16 protein-coding genes are annotated in these 17,136 nt (G+C 59.3%); 7 read left to right on the top strand and 9 right to left on the bottom strand.

All coding sequences use genetic code 11. The annotated features are described in order from the left end of the window. Window positions 1–149: 149 nt before the first annotated feature. The gene (locus NYP16_RS02970; protein ID WP_274942625.1) at window positions 150–917 is read left to right on the top strand and encodes a GntR family transcriptional regulator; all 768 of its coding nucleotides are present in this window, start codon (window positions 150–152) and stop codon (window positions 915–917) included. Window positions 918–1,126: 209 nt separating this feature from the next. On the opposite strand, the gene NYP16_RS02965 is transcribed toward NYP16_RS02970, so the two are convergent. The 5 genes from NYP16_RS02965 to NYP16_RS02945 are packed head-to-tail and all read right to left on the bottom strand — an operon-like array spanning window position 1,127 to window position 6,294. Then, on the bottom strand, window positions 1,127–2,710 hold the full coding sequence (locus tag NYP16_RS02965; protein ID WP_274942624.1) for a peptide ABC transporter substrate-binding protein: 1,584 nt from the start codon (window positions 2,708–2,710) through the stop codon (window positions 1,127–1,129). Window positions 2,711–2,723: 13 nt separating this feature from the next. Then, a complete protein-coding gene (locus NYP16_RS02960; RefSeq protein WP_274942623.1) occupies window positions 2,724–3,635 on the bottom strand; it encodes a YncE family protein in 912 nt (303 codons plus the stop codon). A gap of 3 nt (window positions 3,636–3,638) precedes the next feature. Next, window positions 3,639–3,992 carry a hypothetical protein gene (locus NYP16_RS02955; RefSeq protein WP_274942622.1) on the bottom strand — a complete coding sequence of 118 codons (354 nt, stop codon included), beginning with the start codon at window positions 3,990–3,992 and terminating at the stop codon, window positions 3,639–3,641. Continuing rightward, window positions 3,989–5,131, bottom strand: a complete 1,143-nt coding sequence (locus tag NYP16_RS02950) for a class I SAM-dependent methyltransferase (RefSeq protein WP_274942621.1) — start codon at window positions 5,129–5,131, stop codon at window positions 3,989–3,991. Before NYP16_RS02950 ends, NYP16_RS02955 begins: the two co-directional genes overlap by 4 nt. 11 nt (window positions 5,132–5,142) lie before the next feature. Further along, a complete protein-coding gene (locus NYP16_RS02945) occupies window positions 5,143–6,294 on the bottom strand; it encodes a Rieske 2Fe-2S domain-containing protein (protein ID WP_274942620.1) in 1,152 nt (383 codons plus the stop codon). 178 nt (window positions 6,295–6,472) lie between these two features. On the opposite strand from NYP16_RS02945, the gene NYP16_RS02940 reads away from it, so the two are divergent. From NYP16_RS02940 to NYP16_RS02915, 6 genes are all read left to right on the top strand, one after another. Then, window positions 6,473–7,546, top strand: a complete 1,074-nt coding sequence (locus tag NYP16_RS02940; protein WP_274942619.1) for a nitrilase-related carbon-nitrogen hydrolase — start codon at window positions 6,473–6,475, stop codon at window positions 7,544–7,546. Between the two features lie 75 nt (window positions 7,547–7,621). Then, window positions 7,622–8,575, top strand: coding sequence for an ABC transporter permease (locus NYP16_RS02935; protein ID WP_274942618.1), 954 nt, complete (start codon window positions 7,622–7,624; stop codon window positions 8,573–8,575). Next, window positions 8,572–9,441, top strand: a complete 870-nt coding sequence (locus NYP16_RS02930) for an ABC transporter permease (RefSeq protein ID WP_274942617.1) — start codon at window positions 8,572–8,574, stop codon at window positions 9,439–9,441. Before NYP16_RS02935 ends, NYP16_RS02930 begins: the two co-directional genes overlap by 4 nt. A gap of 13 nt (window positions 9,442–9,454) precedes the next feature. Further along, entirely contained in the window at window positions 9,455–10,441 is a 987-nt protein-coding gene (locus tag NYP16_RS02925) for an ABC transporter ATP-binding protein (protein WP_274942616.1), read from the top strand. Continuing rightward, window positions 10,438–11,418, top strand: coding sequence for an ABC transporter ATP-binding protein (locus tag NYP16_RS02920; RefSeq protein ID WP_274942615.1), 981 nt, complete (start codon window positions 10,438–10,440; stop codon window positions 11,416–11,418). Before NYP16_RS02925 ends, NYP16_RS02920 begins: the two co-directional genes overlap by 4 nt. Continuing rightward, the gene (locus NYP16_RS02915) at window positions 11,415–12,950 is read left to right on the top strand and encodes an ABC transporter substrate-binding protein (RefSeq protein ID WP_274942614.1); all 1,536 of its coding nucleotides are present in this window, start codon (window positions 11,415–11,417) and stop codon (window positions 12,948–12,950) included. The genes NYP16_RS02920 and NYP16_RS02915 overlap by 4 nt, the downstream gene beginning before the upstream one ends. 206 nt (window positions 12,951–13,156) lie before the next feature. Here NYP16_RS02915 and NYP16_RS02910 read toward each other — a convergent pair whose 3' ends face one another. The 4 genes from NYP16_RS02910 to NYP16_RS02895 are packed head-to-tail and all read right to left on the bottom strand — an operon-like array spanning window position 13,157 to window position 17,123. Then, entirely contained in the window at window positions 13,157–14,278 is a 1,122-nt protein-coding gene (locus NYP16_RS02910) for a class I SAM-dependent methyltransferase (RefSeq protein ID WP_274942613.1), read from the bottom strand. Window positions 14,279–14,281: 3 nt separating this feature from the next. Then, window positions 14,282–14,767 carry a (2Fe-2S)-binding protein gene (locus NYP16_RS02905; RefSeq protein ID WP_274942612.1) on the bottom strand — a complete coding sequence of 162 codons (486 nt, stop codon included), beginning with the start codon at window positions 14,765–14,767 and terminating at the stop codon, window positions 14,282–14,284. Window positions 14,768–14,770: 3 nt separating this feature from the next. Beyond that, complete coding sequence (locus tag NYP16_RS02900; RefSeq protein ID WP_274942611.1) at window positions 14,771–16,192, bottom strand: flavin monoamine oxidase family protein; 1,422 nt, start codon at window positions 16,190–16,192, stop codon at window positions 14,771–14,773. A gap of 22 nt (window positions 16,193–16,214) precedes the next feature. Continuing rightward, window positions 16,215–17,123, bottom strand: coding sequence for a formylglycine-generating enzyme family protein (locus tag NYP16_RS02895; protein WP_274942610.1), 909 nt, complete (start codon window positions 17,121–17,123; stop codon window positions 16,215–16,217). Between the last annotated feature and the right edge of the window lie 13 nt (window positions 17,124–17,136).

Below are 17,136 nucleotides of genomic sequence, written 5' to 3'. Positions count from 1 at the left end.
ACTAAGATGCTTACATTATAATGATGGCGATATAGTATAAGAAACCCTATGTTCAAACAATAGCCTAAGCTAAAATACCCGATAAGGGCCATATTGCGGAGTTCATCATGCTGGCCAATAACCACCGAAAACAAGAGTTGGAACGCCTGATGAAAAGTGATGCAAGTACCGCGATCAACCCCGATCTACATATGCCGCGCTATGCCCAGGTCTATTCGGTGCTGCGGCACTGGATTCAATCCGGGGTTTATCAGCCAGGCGCAAGGCTGCCCTCCGAAAGCGAACTCTGCACCATGTTCGAGGTGTCGCGCATCACGCTGCGGAATGCCGTCGATATGCTGGTGCGGGAAAAATTGATCGATCGTATTCAAGGCCGCGGCACCTTTGTGGTCGAGGATCTCGGTGCCGCGCCGAACGTTGGCGACATGGATCAGCTCATTCGCAAATTGCAGCGGCTGAGCGCGCGATCGATCGTTGAAAATGTCACCATCGCTGAAATTCCCGCCGAATCCGCCGTGGCCAAGGATCTCCGGGTCGACCCCGGCACGCCTGTGCTGCGGGCGTCCTTCACCCGCGTCGTGGGCGACATGCCGGTGGGCTATACGGAGCTGTTTTTTCCGACCGATATCGGCGCTGAAATCAAGCCTGAGCAGTTGAACACGAGCCCGGCACCGACGCTGCTTGAGAGCCTCGGCTATGATATTCTCGGCGCGGATCAGATCATTGGTGCGTCGCTAGCCGACAGCAATCTCGCCAATCTGTTGCAGATTCAGGTGGGCGCGCCGCTTGTGCGCATTCGCATGCTGGTGTTCGAAAAGCAGCATCGCCCGATCGAACGGATCGAGACCTATTACCGCGCCGACCATTATGAACATCACACCTTCCTCAGCCGCTCGACGGATATGAAGGGGAAGTGAGGACTGGATCCTGTCGCTGGCGCTCAGGATGATGGTTTCCATCTCCTGTCATTGCCGGGCTTGACCCGGCAATCCATGGAGCCGCTTCAAGGTGGATTGCCGGGTCAAGCCCGGCAATGACACATGGGTAGATGAAGCGGTGATGACAGAAGGTTACAAAAAAACAGGCGGCTTTTTGGGCCGCCTGTTTCTTTTTGCGTGATCCGGGATTACTGGATCGAGAGATATTGCGACTGTGCTTTGCCGCCGGGGAAGATGTTCCAGCCTTTGACGCGGGGTTTGATCAGGCGGCGGGCGACGGGGAAATAGAGCGGGATGACCGCATTGTCCTGCATGGCGAGGGCTTCGGCGTCTGAGATCAGTTTGAGGCGTTTGGCGGGGTCGATTTCCTCGTCCGAGCGCAGCAGGAGGTCATCGACCGCCTTGTTCGCATAACCCGAATGATTGGTCCGCGAATCGCCGCGCAGCAAATTGACGAAGGTCACCGGATCCTGGAACGGCGCGAACCACTGGTAACGCGTCATCTGGAAATCCTTGCGCGCCACATCGGCCGTAAGCGAACGGAAATCGCTGGTCCGCATATTCGGCTTGATATTGAGCGCAGACCACATGGAGGCCATGGCGACGGCGATCTGACGCGGTTCCTCGCGGCTGTCGAAGCGGAGGTCGAACACCAGCGTCTTGTTTTTGTAACCAGCCTGATCGAGCAGTGCGCGGGCTTCTTTCTGGCGCTCCTTCAGGGGGATTTTGTCGTAATTCTTGACCGCTGAGACATAGCCCGGGAAGCCATTCGGCACCACGCCCCAGGCGGGGGCAACCGTGTCCTTCAAGAGGCGCTTGGTGATCGCTTCCTTGTCGATGGAAATAGCCAGCGCCTTGCGAACGCGGGGGTCATTCAGCGGCGGCTTGTCGGTGTTCATGAGCCAGTAAAACAGACCGTAATCCGGCACCACCTGCAATTCACGGCCGTATTTGGCTTTAACGGCGTCAAACTGCTCGGGTGGAATGTTGAAGATGATATCAAGCTCGTCGGCCTGATAGCGCTTGAGCATGGTACCGAGATCGCTTGTCGGATAATACTGGACGCTGTCGATGGCGACATTCGCCGCCTTCCAGTAGTTCGTGTTGCGATCGAGTTTGATCACCGTGTTCGGCACCCAGTCGACCAGACGGTAGGCCCCGTTGCTGACCATTTTGCCCGCACGGGTCCAGGATTTGCCGTTCACCTCGATAGCCTGACGCGGCACCATGACGGCGGCGTTCGAGCGCAGGATTTCAAGGAAATAAGGGGTCGGCCGTTCAAGCTTGATTTCAACCGTCTGCGGATCGATGGCGCGCACGCCGAGATCTTTCACGGGCTTCTTGCCGCTGTTCACGTCGGGCGCATTGTCGATCATGTAGAGATTGCCCGCATAGCGCGCGCCGGTTTCAGGATTCATCAGACGCTGGAACGAATAGACCACATCGCTTGCATCAAGTTTTGCGCCGTCCGACCATTTGAGATTGGGACGCAGCTTGAAAATATAGGTCATGCGATCGGGCTTGAGCTCGTGGCTTTGCGCGATGCCGTAAATAAGCTCGCCCTTCGCGCCCGAGGTCATCAGGCCGACGAACAGATCGTCGATGATCACTGAAGACGAATCGCCCGCAGCCAGATGCGGATCGATTGACGGCGGCTCGCTGGCCGTGCCGCGCCGCAGCACCTTGCCGGCTGCATCCGCGTTAACAGGGGCCATGACCGGGGCAACAGCCACGAGAAGGGCCACGAGGGCCGCTCTCCAATCCATTTTCATCGGGGTCTCCTGCTTACGTTTGGGGCAAAACATATTCGACCAGACCGCACATGGAACATTTGAGGCCGAGATCATATTCAAACAGAACGCTGCCATCCGCAATTTTTCTGCGCTGCAGGCGGCCTTCGAGGAAGTTGATGACGAAAAGCGTCTCGCCGTCGCGCGCCAGGATGACCCGGGTCCAGCCCTTTTCGCCAAGAACCTTGCGCAACCGTTCCGTGCCGTCGGCATTGCGGAGCACCAGGCTGTTGCCGGTCACGAGCGCGAGACCGCCATCGGCCAGAAAGCCGAAGCCGAAGGTGCGGTCGGCATTCTCCGTGTCATAGACGAGATAATCCGCGAGATGCTGACGGGTTTCGAGATCATAACGGAGGATGCGATGACCGCCCTCAGCCGCCGAATAAAGCGTCTTGCCGTCAGCCGCGAGCGCGATGTAATTGACGCCGAGCCAGCCCACATGGCCGCCATCGACCTCCATATCGAGGGCCTCCACCGCCTGATCGGCGGTGTTGAAGGCGAAAAACTTGGACGCGCCGAACTGATCGTCGGGCACCGCGCCACGGAAACTGTGGACGCCCACATAGCCGCGACCATCGCCGAGAAACATCATCGCGCTCAAAGGCCGGTTCGGCAGCCAGTCGATTTCGGGCAGGCGGGTGCCGTCCGGTGCGAACGGCACCACATGGCGGCCGGTCGGGTCGACTGTGTAGAGAATGCCGCTTGAGGGATCGACGGCGAGATTGACCGTAAGGCCTTCATGGCCGGTCCAGAGTTCGGCCTTGCGGTGGAAATTCGCATCGAAATGCAGAATCCGGCCATTGCCCTTCAGATTGCGGAAATCGATATTGCTGTCATCGAGATCCGTTGCCGCCATGAAAATATCGCCGGTCTCAAACGGAACCGGGGCCGTCACTTGCTCACTCATATGTCAGACTTTCGCCAATCGTTCCATCAGATCACCATAGGCCGCAGAGCGCGCCCCGCCATCGTCGTCATCTAGCGTCTCGTGGAAAATGCGCAGGAGACGCGCGATGTAATCCTTCATCCAGTCGGCACGTTCGGCGCGCACCTCCGCCGTCGGCTCGTAAGCCGCGAGATCGGCGAGCGAGAAGCGTTCCTTCTCCGCCGCCACACGTTCGAGACGGTCGAGACGGTCATGAAGCACAGCGGTTTCCGCCGCCACCGCCATCACCATAGCGAGCAGACGTTCGCTGTCGGGGTCGCGCAGAAAAACGCTGCGGCCGCCGAGCGGAGCTATCGGGGCTGTTTTCGTGTCGGTCATGCGGAGGCCCCTTCCTTGGTCGCGCCATAGACGAGCCAGCCGCCGGTTTTGGCAAAGGCCGTCTCGCCCGCCGTTTCGAACACGCGGTCGGCGGCAAATCCGGCCTTCACGGCCAGGGCTTTCAGATCGAGGGTCGCGAGCGTGCCCCAGAACGGTTCGTTGTTGTGACGGCAATCCCACTGGGCGAGGAAGCGGTCAAAGGGATCGGTCGGCCGGATCGGCACTTCGATATGGAGCATGACGCCGCCGGGCTTCAACAGACGGCGGCATTCGCGCAGGATGTTCTGAAGCGCTGTGCCCGAGGTTTCATGCAACATAATATGCGAGACGATGACATCGAAACTTTCATCGGCGAAATCGGTCTGTTCGGCGTTCTGCTGGGAGAAATGCACGGCTTTGCCGAGCGCTTCGGCGCGGGCGTGGCCATAGCGGAGGCAGGGTGCGGCGAGATCGATCGCGTGAAGTTCGGCGCCGGGGAAGGCTGTTGCATAGGGCAAGGTTGACTGGCCCACCGTACAACCGAGATCGAGAATGCGTGTGGGCTTCAGATCAGGGAAATTCGCGTGCAGGAAATTGATGCCGCAGATGCCCTTGTCTTCGTTATAGGGGCCGTGGCGGCCGAGCGAAAACACGAAGGCGCCAAGATCCGACCGTGCGCCCTGCCCGACGTCACCCGCGTGGCGTTCGAAGAAATAGGAGCCGGGCACGCAATGGATATCGACGTCCGCCTGATAATAGGGAATGGGCAGGGACGGATCGAGCCTGAGGCTGCCGAGCTTTGGCGACGCGGTGAAGCTTTGGCATTTTTCGGTCAGATCATCGAGCTGACGGTCGACGCACATGAGCGTGTTCTGGACGTAATTTTCCTGCTGGGCCCGGAGCAGCGCGCTCCACCAGCGGTATAGAGCGTCTTCGCCCATGACCTCTTCCACATCCGCGCCGGTTTCCGGGGCGCGGTTGTGGCGTTGTTCGAAGGCGGCGCGGGCGCGGCTGTCGTAGCGTTCCCGCAGTTTGGGCTTCAGATCGGTGCGGAGCGCTGTTTTGAGCGCTTTTGAAAATTCGAAGCGGGTTTCCTCCGCCGCGGTCTGAAGCGGCATGACGGCATGCACACCGCGCCGGCTTTCCGTGGGTTGCGTCATGATCCCGGTCCTCAGCTTAAGGTGAAGTCATCGTCATCGGCACGCGGCCGCGTGGTCGGGATCGTTTCATGAACCCAGTTCTTCGGATCCTTGCGGCGTTCCGGCGACGGAATCACATAGACCTTGCGGTCATAGTCTTCGGCCACTTTCTTTGTATCGATCTCCCAGCCTTTGTCGATCAACTGGAACACCGATTTGCGGAAGGCGACTTCCATGCCGTCGGCTTCGACCAGGAATTCATCGGTGAGCGGCGTCGGGCCGACCTTCGGGCGCACATGGGAGACCACGGCGCGGTCTTCGGCGATGGCGTTTTTGCGGCCGTCCAGACGTTCCTGATCATGCTCGGGCTCGATCGCATAGTTGCGGGCCTGAATGCTGAACAGGCGGCTGGTGTAATTATCGACCGGCGTCGTGCTGGAAAAGGCGATCTGCGCCATGCCGGGACGGAATTGCGGATGAATACGATGGCAGATGCCGACCACGGAATATTCAAGCGAGACCGTGGTCTTGGTGCGTTCCTGCGACAGCAACTGGCCGAGCACGCCGCTTTTCTGCGATGCTTTCGGGGCCGTGCGCTCGCGGTAGACGTAACCGCCATAGGGACGCTTTTCGATCGGCACGATGGTCGCTGTCGCGTCTTCGCGGCTGCCGAACACCGAATGCACGAAGGTCAGATGGGCGGTGTCGAGGGAGTTTTCCTCCATCTTGCTCCAATTGACCGGGACTTCGGTCAGGAGATGGGTCGAACGCCATTCGTCGGTCTGATAATATTCGGGCAGCAGATCAGGAACCGGTGGGCGCTTATCTTCGGGCAGGTCGCCGAGGAACACCCAGACCCAGTCATACCGTTCAAATGTCGGATAGCTGTCAACCCGGGCGCGTTTCGGCACCTTGACGTCGCCCATGGACGGAATTTTGATACAGCGGCCGCCGCTTTCAAACTGCCAGCCATGGAACGGGCAGGCCACCGCGCAGCCGTCATCGACGATCTTGCCGCGCGACAGGGAGGCGCCGCGATGGCAGCAGACGTCGCTCAGACAGACGGCTTCGTTGTTCTCATTTCGAAACAACACAAAATCACAACCGAGAATCTTCACGCCAAGGGGCTTGTCCTTCACGACTTCCGAAGAATAAGCCGCCACATACCAGTTATTGATCAGCATTTTGTGCCCCGAGTGTTGCTTCCGTGGTGAAATCTTTGGACGGACCGCGCGCGGCGATCCAGACTGTGCTTGCGAAAAATCATATTAACATTATGACAACAATGCAATATGCTTTGGCCATACCACCCTCACAATGAAACCGCTGGCACCCAAACCGGCGCAAATACGGGGATTTTCCATGAACAGACAAGATATTCCGAAGATGGTCAGCGAAGACGGCACCTATCCCGTCGTGCCTTTGCGGTCGGATCGCATCAGCATTGGCGTGATCCAGACTCCGGTGCGCGGCGTCGATGGTGACAATCCCGAAGCCGGCATCAAGGCCAATCTCGATTATCTGCTTGAGACCATCGACAAGGCCCAGGCTGCGGGCGGCCGCTGCGACCTCCTGTGCTATCATGAGTTCCCGCTCCATGGCTTCGCCCCCTGGGACCTTCAGCAGTATCTCCGCATCTCGCGCCATCCCGACGGGCCGGAATTCGAAGCCATTGGCAAAAAAGCCAAGGAATATAACTGCTATATCGCCCTTGGTTGTCAGATGCTGGATGACGACTGGAAGGGCCACACCATGAACACTCAGGTGCTCGTGGGTCCGAACGGCAAGATCATCGCCCGCCATTGGAAGCAGCGCAACATGCGCGCCATGTTCCCCGGCGTCGAACAGTTCACCACCACCATCTATGATGTGTTCGACCGCTATGTGGAAATGTATGGCTGGGACGCCGTGATCCCGGTCGAGCGTACGGATATCGGCAATATTTCCATGTCTTCGGTCCAGTTCGAGCCGGAACTGTTCCGCGCCATGACCATGAAGGGTGCGGAACTCATCCTGCGTACCGCCACCGGCGGCTGCGAATGGCATGACATGCGCCTGACCTCCTATCATAACGACGTCTTCACGACGATCGTCAACAACAGCATGGATTTCCAGCAGAGCAGCAAATATTACTTTGCGGAACAGGCTCCGAAAAACGACTGGGTTGGCCGCTCGGCCATTTTCGGCCCGCGTGGCACCGTGCTTGCCGAAGCCGACGCTTACGAAACCAAGCGCCGCGCCATCATCGACATGACGAGCTACCGCAAGAACCATCGCATCCCGGACGTGCATTTCTCCCTCTATAGTCACGTCTACAACCAGTACCGCGAACGCCATGACCCGAATCTGTGGCTTGATCATGTGCCGAACACCAAACCCGAAGCCGCTAAATACCTGAAGGATAAGATGCGTTGGACAAGCTATTGGATGGGCTGAGCCGATCCGTTAGGTTCGGACAAATTCAGGTAAACATAGCAGTGGATATTTGTATCTAAAATGATACATTAAGACATGTCCAAGACCAGTACATCTAGTTTAGCCAAAGCGGGAAGCATTGTCGGCAAACGGATCTTCGACCTCGCGGTCCTGATTCTTGCGTTGCTGACAGTGCTTTTCTTTCTGTTGCGCCTGACCGGGGATCCAGCGGTGATCCTGGCCGGTCAGGATGCAACGCCCGAGATTCTGGCCGAAGTGCGCGCCTTTTATGGGCTCGACCAGCCGTTGTTCACGCAATTCCTGATGTATCTCGGGAATGTGGCACGGCTTGATTTCGGCACCTCGCTTGCCACCGGACAGGACGCGCTCGATGTGGTGCTGATGTCGGTGCCGGCGACGATCCTCATGACCCTGCTCGCCATGCTCTTCACCATTCTGGTGTCGGTACCCATGGGGGCCTGGTGGGGCGCTGCGCCCGACCGCACCTCGCGGCGGATTTTTTCCTGGGTGATCTTTGTCAAACAGGGCATCCCCGGATTTCTGGTGGCGCTCGTCCTTGTGCAGATTTTTGCCATCGAGCTTGGCTGGCTGCCCGCCCTTGGCTATCAGCGGCTGAGCAACTGGATCCTGCCGACCATCGCGCTCAGCTCGTTCCTGGTGCCCAAGCTGACCCGCATCATCGCCACCAACGTGGCCGAAGCCATGAATGACGATTATGTGCGCACCGCCCGCGCCATCGGCGCAAGCCCGCGAGTGATTCTGTGGCGGCATGTGTTGCCGAACGCGTTGTTAGGCGCCATTGCCCTGATCGGTGCGCAGTTTTCGTTCCTGATCGCCGGTGTGGTGGTGATCGAAACCATATTCGCCTGGCCCGGGCTTGGCCGCCTGTTGATTCATTCGACGCTGTCGCTCGATTTCCCCGTGGTGCAGGCGCTGGCTATCGTCATTTCCATTTTTGTCTTTGCGGTCAATGCGCTGACGGATGTCGCCATCACCTTCCTTGACCCGCGTATCAGGGTATCGGCATGAGCGCTCCCTCTGTTCCGGCTGTTGCTGCTCCGGCTGTGAAGGAGCGCACTCCCTGGCCCGCCGGGCTGGTGCTTGGCCTTGGCGTGATCGCGGTTCTGGCTGCCTTGCCGGTTGTGCTGCCCTGGCTCGGTGCGCCGGATGCGGACAGCATCAATCTGTATGACCGCTTTGCCCGTCCGGGCAGTGAAGCGCATATCCTTGGTGCCGATCATCTTGGGCGTGACCTGTTGTCACGGGTGGCTGCCGGGTTTGACTGGTCGTTCATGTCCGCGCTCCTCGCCACCGCGCTGTCGCTGGCCATCGGGGCTCCGCTTGGGCTGCTTGCGGCCGACCGGCCGGGCTGGCCGCGCCGGGTGGTGTTGCAGATCGTCAATCTTACCATGTCGTTCCCGAGCCTTGTGGCCGCCATCTGTCTGATCGCCATCATCGGTCAGGGCTTCATGTCGCTGGTCTTGGTGCTTGGGCTTCTGACCTGGCCGATTTTCGCCCGTATCGTTTATGCGGAAAGTCTGTCGCTCCTGGAAAAAGACTATGTCATCGCCGCCCGCTTCATGGGTGTGCGGCAATGGCGCATTCTGTTCCGTCATGTGCTGCCGGCGCTGCGGCCGTCGTTGCTGGCGGCGATTGCGTTCCATTTCGCCGACATGCTGATCGCCGAAAGCGCGCTGTCGTTCCTTGGCATTGGCGCGCCGCTTGATAGCGCGACCTGGGGCAATATGCTGTCGGACAGCCGGTCGTTCCTCTATCAGGCACCGTGGATGATGCTGATGCCAGCTGCTGCTATCGTTCTGGTGGTGGTGGCCGCGAACCTCATCGGTGACGGCGTATCCACCCTGCTGCGCGGCCGCAGCCAGCGTACTCTGTGAGGCCCGGAGCATCATGACCACGCCGTCCACCATTCTTGATGTCCGTGACCTGTCGATTGCCTTCCCGACCAAGGCGGGCGACCGCCGGGTTGTCAATCAGGTCAGTTTCGATCTGAAGCGCGGCGAAGTGCTTGGCCTTGTGGGCGAGTCCGGGTCGGGCAAATCGCTCACGGTGCTGAGCCTGATGAAGCTGTTGCCGGCGAACGCCCTGATCCCGGAAGGCCAGATCAATTTTCTCGGGTCTGATCTTGTTCCGGCCAGCGACGAGGCCATGCGCCGGTTGCGCGGCCGCGATATCGGCATGATCTTTCAGGACCCGTTCAGCAGTTTGAACCCAGTGCGCAAGATCGGCGATCTGTTGATCGAATCGGTATGCCGCCATCAAAAAGTCAGCCGCGCCAAAGCCCGCGAGATCGCCATTCAGGCGCTGACCGATGTGTCGCTGCCCGCGCCTGCCGAGCGTATCGACCATTACCCGCATCAGTTATCCGGCGGCCAGCGTCAGCGCGTGGTGATCGCCCTTGCCGCCATCAACAACCCGTCGCTTCTGATCGCTGACGAGCCGACCACGGCGCTTGACCCCACCGTGCGCATGCAGGTGCTGGGGCTTATTCAGCGCATGGCGGCGGAACGGTCGGCTATTCTTGTGACCCATGACTTTGGCGCGGCGGCGCAGATCTGCACCAAGGTCGCCGTCATGTATTACGGCCGCATCGTTGAAATGGGCAGCACCGTAGACGTGCTGACCAATCCGCAGCATCCCTATACCCGCGCGCTGATCGCCGCCGTGCCGCGTTTTAGCACGACCCATGAATTCTCCCCCATTCCCGGGGACCCGCCGAAGGCGACCGAGCGTTTCATGGGCTGCTCCTATCTGCCGCGTTGTCCCTTGGCAGGCGACGATTGCCGGGCCCTGCCGCCGCTTGTGGCGCGGAACGGTCGCGCGGTCGCCTGCTGGCGCAGTGCGGAAACTTTGGCTGAAGAGACAAGCACCCGATGACGAGCAGCAGCCCCCTTTTGGAAGTTGATAATATCTCGCTGAGCTTTTCAGTGGGCGGCCGCGATCTGCATGCGCTGCGGAATGTGAGCCTTGCTGTCACCAAGGGCGAAGTGGTCGGGCTTGTAGGCGAATCCGGGTCGGGCAAATCGACCGTGGCCAAGGCGGTCATGGGGCTTTATCCGCCACAAAGCGGCAACGTGCGCTTCAAGGGCCAGGACGTCACCCATATGGGGCTCGCCGCCCGGCGCGAAATCTGGAAACAGATGCAGCTTATTTTTCAGGACCCCTATAGCAGCCTCAATCCCCGTATGACGGTGGGGCAGATTCTGGCCGAGCCGTTTGAGGCCCATCGCATGGGCAGCCGGGCCGAGATCGAAGAGCGTTGCCGTGAGCTTGTGACCGATGTGGGTCTGCCGACGGAAACCTTGCTGCGCTATCCAAGCCAGTTTTCCGGCGGCCAGCGTCAGCGCATCGCCATCGCCCGCGCGCTTGCCTTGTCGCCTGAACTGTTGATTGCCGACGAGCCGGTGTCCGCGCTTGATGTGTCGGTGCAGGCGCAGATCGTCAATCTGTTCAAGGATGTGCTGGCCAAGCGCGGCATCGGCTTGATGATCATCGCCCATGATCTGGCGCTGTTGTATCATTTCGCCGATCGCCTGGTGGTCATGTATGCGGGCGAAGTGGTTGAGGAAGGGCCGACCCGCGAGGTCGTCGCCAATCCGCGCCATCCTTATACATTGTCGCTCATTCAGGCGTCGCCTGAGCCGGAACCCGGCAGCTGGCGCGGATCGATCCTGCTTGCCGCCGAACCGCCGTCGCCGTTCGAGCCGCCACAGGGTTGTGCCTTCATGAGCCGCTGCCCGCTGTCGCAGCCGGATTGCGCCACCACGCGCCCGGTCATGCGTAATGTGACGGCGACGCAACGCAGCGCCTGTTTTTATCCCGATGCCATAAAAGATAAAGGCCTGCTGTCATGATGCGCCTGCGCCTGCCTAAAAAGATTGCGCGTCTTGGCGCGGGTGTGGCCCTTGGGATTCTGATCACCCTGCCCGCCGCCGCCGAGCGTATTCGCGTTGCCGTGCCGTCGTTGCCGCCGAGCTGGGGCAACCCATATATGGCCGACGGCACGCCGAGCAGTTACATGTGGATGTCCATGTTCGACGGCCTGACGCGGTTGAGCAGCGAGGGTGAAATCATCCCGGCGCTCGCCACCTCATGGGAACATTTCGAACCCCTGCGCTGGCGCTTTACGCTGCGTCAGGATACGCGATTTTCGAATGGCGAGCCGTTCAACGCCGAAGCCGTGGCCGCGACCCTGCGCTGGCTCAAATCTCCCGAAGGCCGCATCACTGTTATCGGCACCCGGGTCAAGAATTTCGCCAAAATCGAAGTCGAGAACGAACACAGCATCATCATCACCACGACGGAACCGGACTCGACCCTGGAAAAGCGCATGACGGCGGTGCCGATCGTCGCACCACGCGCCTGGGCCACTCTGGGCCCGAACGAATTTGGCCGCCAGCCCGCAGGCACCGGATCGTTCGCGATCAGCGAATGGAACGAACAGACCCGCCGCGCGCTGCTGAAAGCGAACGCATATAGCTGGCGCAAACCCAAGGTCGATGAGCTTGAATTCATCGAACTCGCCGAAACCGCCTCCCGCGTGCAGGCGCTGATTTCAGGCGATGCCGATCTTGCGAAAAGCGGCGTTGATGAAATGGATCTGCTGACCGCGCGCGGCATCAAAAGCGTCATTCATCCGTCCATGCAGGTGATGGCCATCGCCTTCCGCACCGAACGGCCGGAACAGAACGCGCCGCTTAAAGACAAGCGCGTGCGGCAGGCGCTGAATTACGCGGTCAATAAACAGCAGCTCGCGGATATTCTGTTGCGCGGCTATGCAAAGCCCGCGGGACAGCCTGCGTCGACCACGACTTATGGCTATGATCCCGATGTGCATCCGTATCCTTATGATCCAGCCAAAGCCCGCGCGTTGTTGGCCGAGGCCGGATATCCAAACGGATTTGCGATGACCATGGAAGTGGTGATCGACACCCTGCCTGCCGACGCGCAGATCTTTCAGGCCATGGCCTATGATCTGCGTCAGGTCGGCGTCAAGGCCACCGTGCGCGCGACACCGTTCCCGACATTTTTGCGCAACTATCTGTCGAACATCTGGACCAGCGACGCCTTTGGCTTGTCCTGGTCGGCGGCACCCTTTAACGACGCCATCCGACCCATGGAGAATTTTTCCTGTCTGAAGCGCAATCCGTTTTATTGCGACAAGGATATGGTGCCGCTTTTGAAAGCCGCATCGGAAAAGCCGGAGCCGGAGCGGAGCGAAATTCTGAAGAAGCTGGCGCAAGAGTTTCACGACCGCGCGCCATCGCTTTATCTGATCGAGCAGGTCGACTTCATGGCCCACCGGCCGGAACTGTCGAACGTGCGGCTGGCGAACCGCGTGCCCGAATATGATGTGATTACCGTCGATCGCAGCCAACGTAAATAATAAGACGGACGTCAGGATAAAGGCCGCTTCGGGTAACTGAGGCGGCCTTTGTTTATGGGGTGGGAGTGAAGGCTGGATTGCCGCGCGCCCTGCGGGCGCTCGCAATGACAATAGCCGTCATCGTGAGCGGCATGGCGATCCAGGATGTGGCCGGAATAAATAAAGGCCGCCCCGGTTTCCCTGGAGCGGCCTTTTGTTGTTTAGTCTCAGGCTTTTTCTGCAGTCCAGGCGTACCAGAAACCAGGGCCGTCGGTTTTCGGAATCCGACGTTCCTGGGCCATATCTTCGGGGAAACCGGCGGCGATCAGTTCGCTCCGCAGGTCGCAGTCCGCATACATTTCCCAATAAGGTTCGTTGTTGTAATTGAGATCCCAACCGCGTTCGGCTTCTTCGGCAACGGTGCGGCCGCGATTGAGAATATCCACGTCCTGATGCAGCGCAATGCCACCCGGCGCAAGCAGACGCAGGGTTTCGCGTGCCATTTCCTGACGCTTGGCGTCGGAAATTTCATGCAGCATGTTGTGCGACACGATCAGATCGAAATGACCGTCGGGGAAACGGGTTTTTCCCGCATCCATCTGATGGAAATGCACCGGCGCGCCCATGGATTCGGCGCGGGCGTGAGCATAGCGCAACATGCTGGAGCCGAGATCGATGGCATGAACTTCGGCGTCCGGGAAGGCTTCCGGATACGACGTTGAGGCACCACCAGCCGAGCAGCCCATATCGAGAATGCGGGTCGGTTTGAAGTCCGGACGCAACTGCCTGAGGAAGGCGATGACTGCGCCTGCCTTGCTATCACCGGCTTCCATGCCGCGACCCATGGAATAGATGCGGCCACCGGCTTCATAGAATGCGCCGGACGTTACGCTTTTGCCGTCGTCTTCCGCGAGATAGCCTTCGGGTTGCAGATGAATGTGATGCATCGGATATTGGGCATGGGCATCAAACGTCGGATCGAGATCGAGCGAGCCTTTTTTATCGGCGGCGTTGATCAGACGTTCGCTGGCCGCTTCCATGCGGTCGAGATCGCGATAGATGCTTTCGCCGACCGTACGCCACATCAGCTGCTGCGAGGACCGGTTGAGCGACGACCACATCTGGAAATGCGGCGTCAGCATCATCGCTTCGGCAACTTCGGCGCGGCTTTGCGGAGCGCGGCCATGTTTGGCGATGAACAGATCCTTGCCTTCATTTTCATAGGCCGGGACATTGGCCGGGCGCACATTGCGCATCAGAAACCGCTTGAGCGACAAAACATAATGCGCGCGTGCGATTTCGTCGCCCGTCTGTTGCGGCAACATTTCATGCTGAAGGTGATAGACCATGTTTTATCCCTTTCTCTTTTGTCCGCCAGCCGCCAGACGTTTGGCGGCATTGTGGATGCCCTGACGAATGCGCGGATAGGTGCCGCATCGGCAGATATTGGTGATGGCGGCGTCGATATCCGCGTCCGTCGGGTGCGGATTTTCTTCGAGCAACTTGGCCGCCGCCATGATCATGCCCGACTGGCAATAACCACATTGCGGAACCTGTTCCTCGATCCAGGCCAATTGTACAGGATGTGTGCCATCCTTTGAAAGACCTTCGATGGTGGTGATCTCGGCATCCGCCGCATCGCTCAACGCGAGACCGCAGGAGCGCACCAGTTCGCCATTCACATAAAGACTGCAAGCGCCGCAAAGCGCTACGCCGCAGCCGAATTTCGTGCCCGGCATCTGCAACAGATCGCGCACCACCCATAAAAGCGGCATTTGCGGATCGGCCGAAATTTCATGCTTGGTGCCGTTCACGGTCAGGCTGATGCTGTCTGCCATGGCTCAGGCTCCTCTGCTCTCGATGATGGCGAGGGCTTCACGTTCCGCCGATTCGCAGGCGCCTTCCATGCCCATGGATAATTGCGCCGTATGTTCGCCGATAAAATGCATGCGTCCATGGGGCTTGATCCAGTCCGCACCATATTTGCGGAATTGACCGACACCGAGGAAATGATAGGAGCCGCGCGAATAGGGATTCTTGCCCCAGGACATGACGTCGAGCACTTCGGTTTTACCCGCAGACGCCGGACGGATGCGCGCGAGTTCAGCAAGCACACGTTGACCGATTTCGGCTGTGGAATAAACATCCATGGCCAATGCGCCGCTGCCTTTGATCCAGCAATCGAGCATATGCAATTGCCCGTCCTGTCCCTTGGTCGCGGCGATGCGTTCGATGAAGGTATCGGAATACAGCCCCGGCGCGAGGCCATCCTGTTCCCAGTATGGCGCATTGAAGCCGATCTTGATCAGCGTTGTCTGGTTATAGGGCATGGTCTGCACAAACGCCGCCTGCGGTTTTGGCAGGGCCGGATAAATGGCGACGTCACGCAGGACCGAGAACGGAATCGACACAATGGCATGCTGGGCACGATAGACTGAGCCGTCGGCGCAGCGGGCTTCGACACCCTTTTTATCGGTGGTGATGGACTTCACCACTTTGTTGAAATGAACTTCGTGAGCGAGTGCCTTGGCCATGGCTTCGGGCAGGCGGGCGCTGCCGCCTTTGATGCGATACCAGGCGTCGCGCCCGGCCTTCTGCACCTTGTCCTTGCGGCAGGCAAACAGCGCCGACATGTTGTTCATGCCAACGCCGTCGAACCAGCGGTCCATGAAGCGGAGCGCTTCTTCGGAATAGCCTTTTTGTTGCAGGAAGGCGTGAATGGACAGGTCATCATATTTGAGAAGATCCTGATCCTGCCAGTCGGCAATATTTTCAAGAATATTCTCGCGGTCCATGGCCCAGCTCAGCATGCGATCCGGTGTGATCGCGCGCTCGGCGCCCGAAAGAATATTCGCGGGCGATGTGGCCCAGTCTTTTTTGGCGAAGGACTGATCGCGAATGTAATAGGAAAATTCGCCATCGCTGCCGCGCGGCACAGTATCGACACCGACTTTGGTCATCATATCGAGCACGCGGGCATACATGCTGTCGACGGTCTGACCGCCAACCTCCGGCGCGCCCGGCAAATGATCGAGCGTTTTGAGACGGCCGCCGATGCGATTGCTCGCTTCGATCACCTGCACCTTCAGGCCCTCTTCCTCAAGAAGAAGCGCGGCGTAAAGTCCGGATAATCCGGCCCCGATCACGAGCACATCGGGCGTTGCGGTTTTGGCCGACAGCGCCCGCGGAAACGCCGTGGCGGACAGGCCAAATGCACCAAGGGCGAGACCGGATTTCAAAAACTCTCTGCGGCGAAATGACACGTGCTGTTCCTAATCGTTCACGTTAGTTTTTAGCAAGATCGAGAGCGACGCGGAAGCCGAACATGCTGAACCGCGTATCTTCTGGATCGCGGCCGCGGAAGGTGACGCTGTTGCGGTCCGGACGGGTGATCCAACTGCCACCGCGCACACTGCGACGGTCGCAGGGACCTTCCACTTCGACCGAGGCGGAACTGGTGCTACCATAGGGCACCACGTAACAATCAGATACCCATTCCCACACATTGCCGAGCATGTCGTACAGACCGAAGGCATTTGGTTTGAGCGACGCCACCGGGGCCACCTTGGCGAAGCCGCTGTCGCATTGTGCGGCGGCCCATTTGAAGCCGTTCACGAGACCCGATTTGTCATACATGTTGGCGTAGGTGCAGCCTTCGTCGGCATTGTCACCCCAGTGAAACGCCGTTGTGCTGCCGGCGCGGGCGGCATATTCCCATTCGGCTTCGGTCGGCAGACGGTAAGCTTTCCCGGTCTTTTTCGCGAGCCAGGCCACATAGATTTGGGCGTCTTTCCAGCTGACGCAAGCGACAGGTTCCGTCGGTTTGGGCGCGCGGCCATAGCCCGGATCGCGCCAGCCATATTTGAGATCGCTGCCGTCTGTGGGTTTTGGATAAACCTGACAGCCGGGCAAAGTTTGATGGCCGGTGGCTTTCACAAAGGCTGCGAATTGTGCATTGGTGATTTCGGTGCGGCCGAGCGCGAAGGACGCGACCGTCACCGCGTGCGCCGGACCTTCATAACGTCCCTCTTCCCCGCCGTCGCGGCCCATGACGAAATTACCGGCCGGGATCGTCACCATCTCCGGGCAATCAGCGCAGTCTTTCACCGCCCTTTGGTGACCGAGATCCGTCGCGCAAGCGGTGAGACCGATCCCGCTTAAAATAACAAACGCAACTGCGCGCAAGATCGCCATGGTGAGCCCCTTT

It is taken from the genome of Govania unica (assembly GCF_027920805.1).
Classification (GTDB): Bacteria; Pseudomonadota; Alphaproteobacteria; order Sphingomonadales; family Govanellaceae; genus Govanella; species Govanella unica.
The sequence above is the reverse complement of the archived record's forward strand: the minus strand, read 5'-3'. Positions and strand labels throughout refer to the sequence as shown.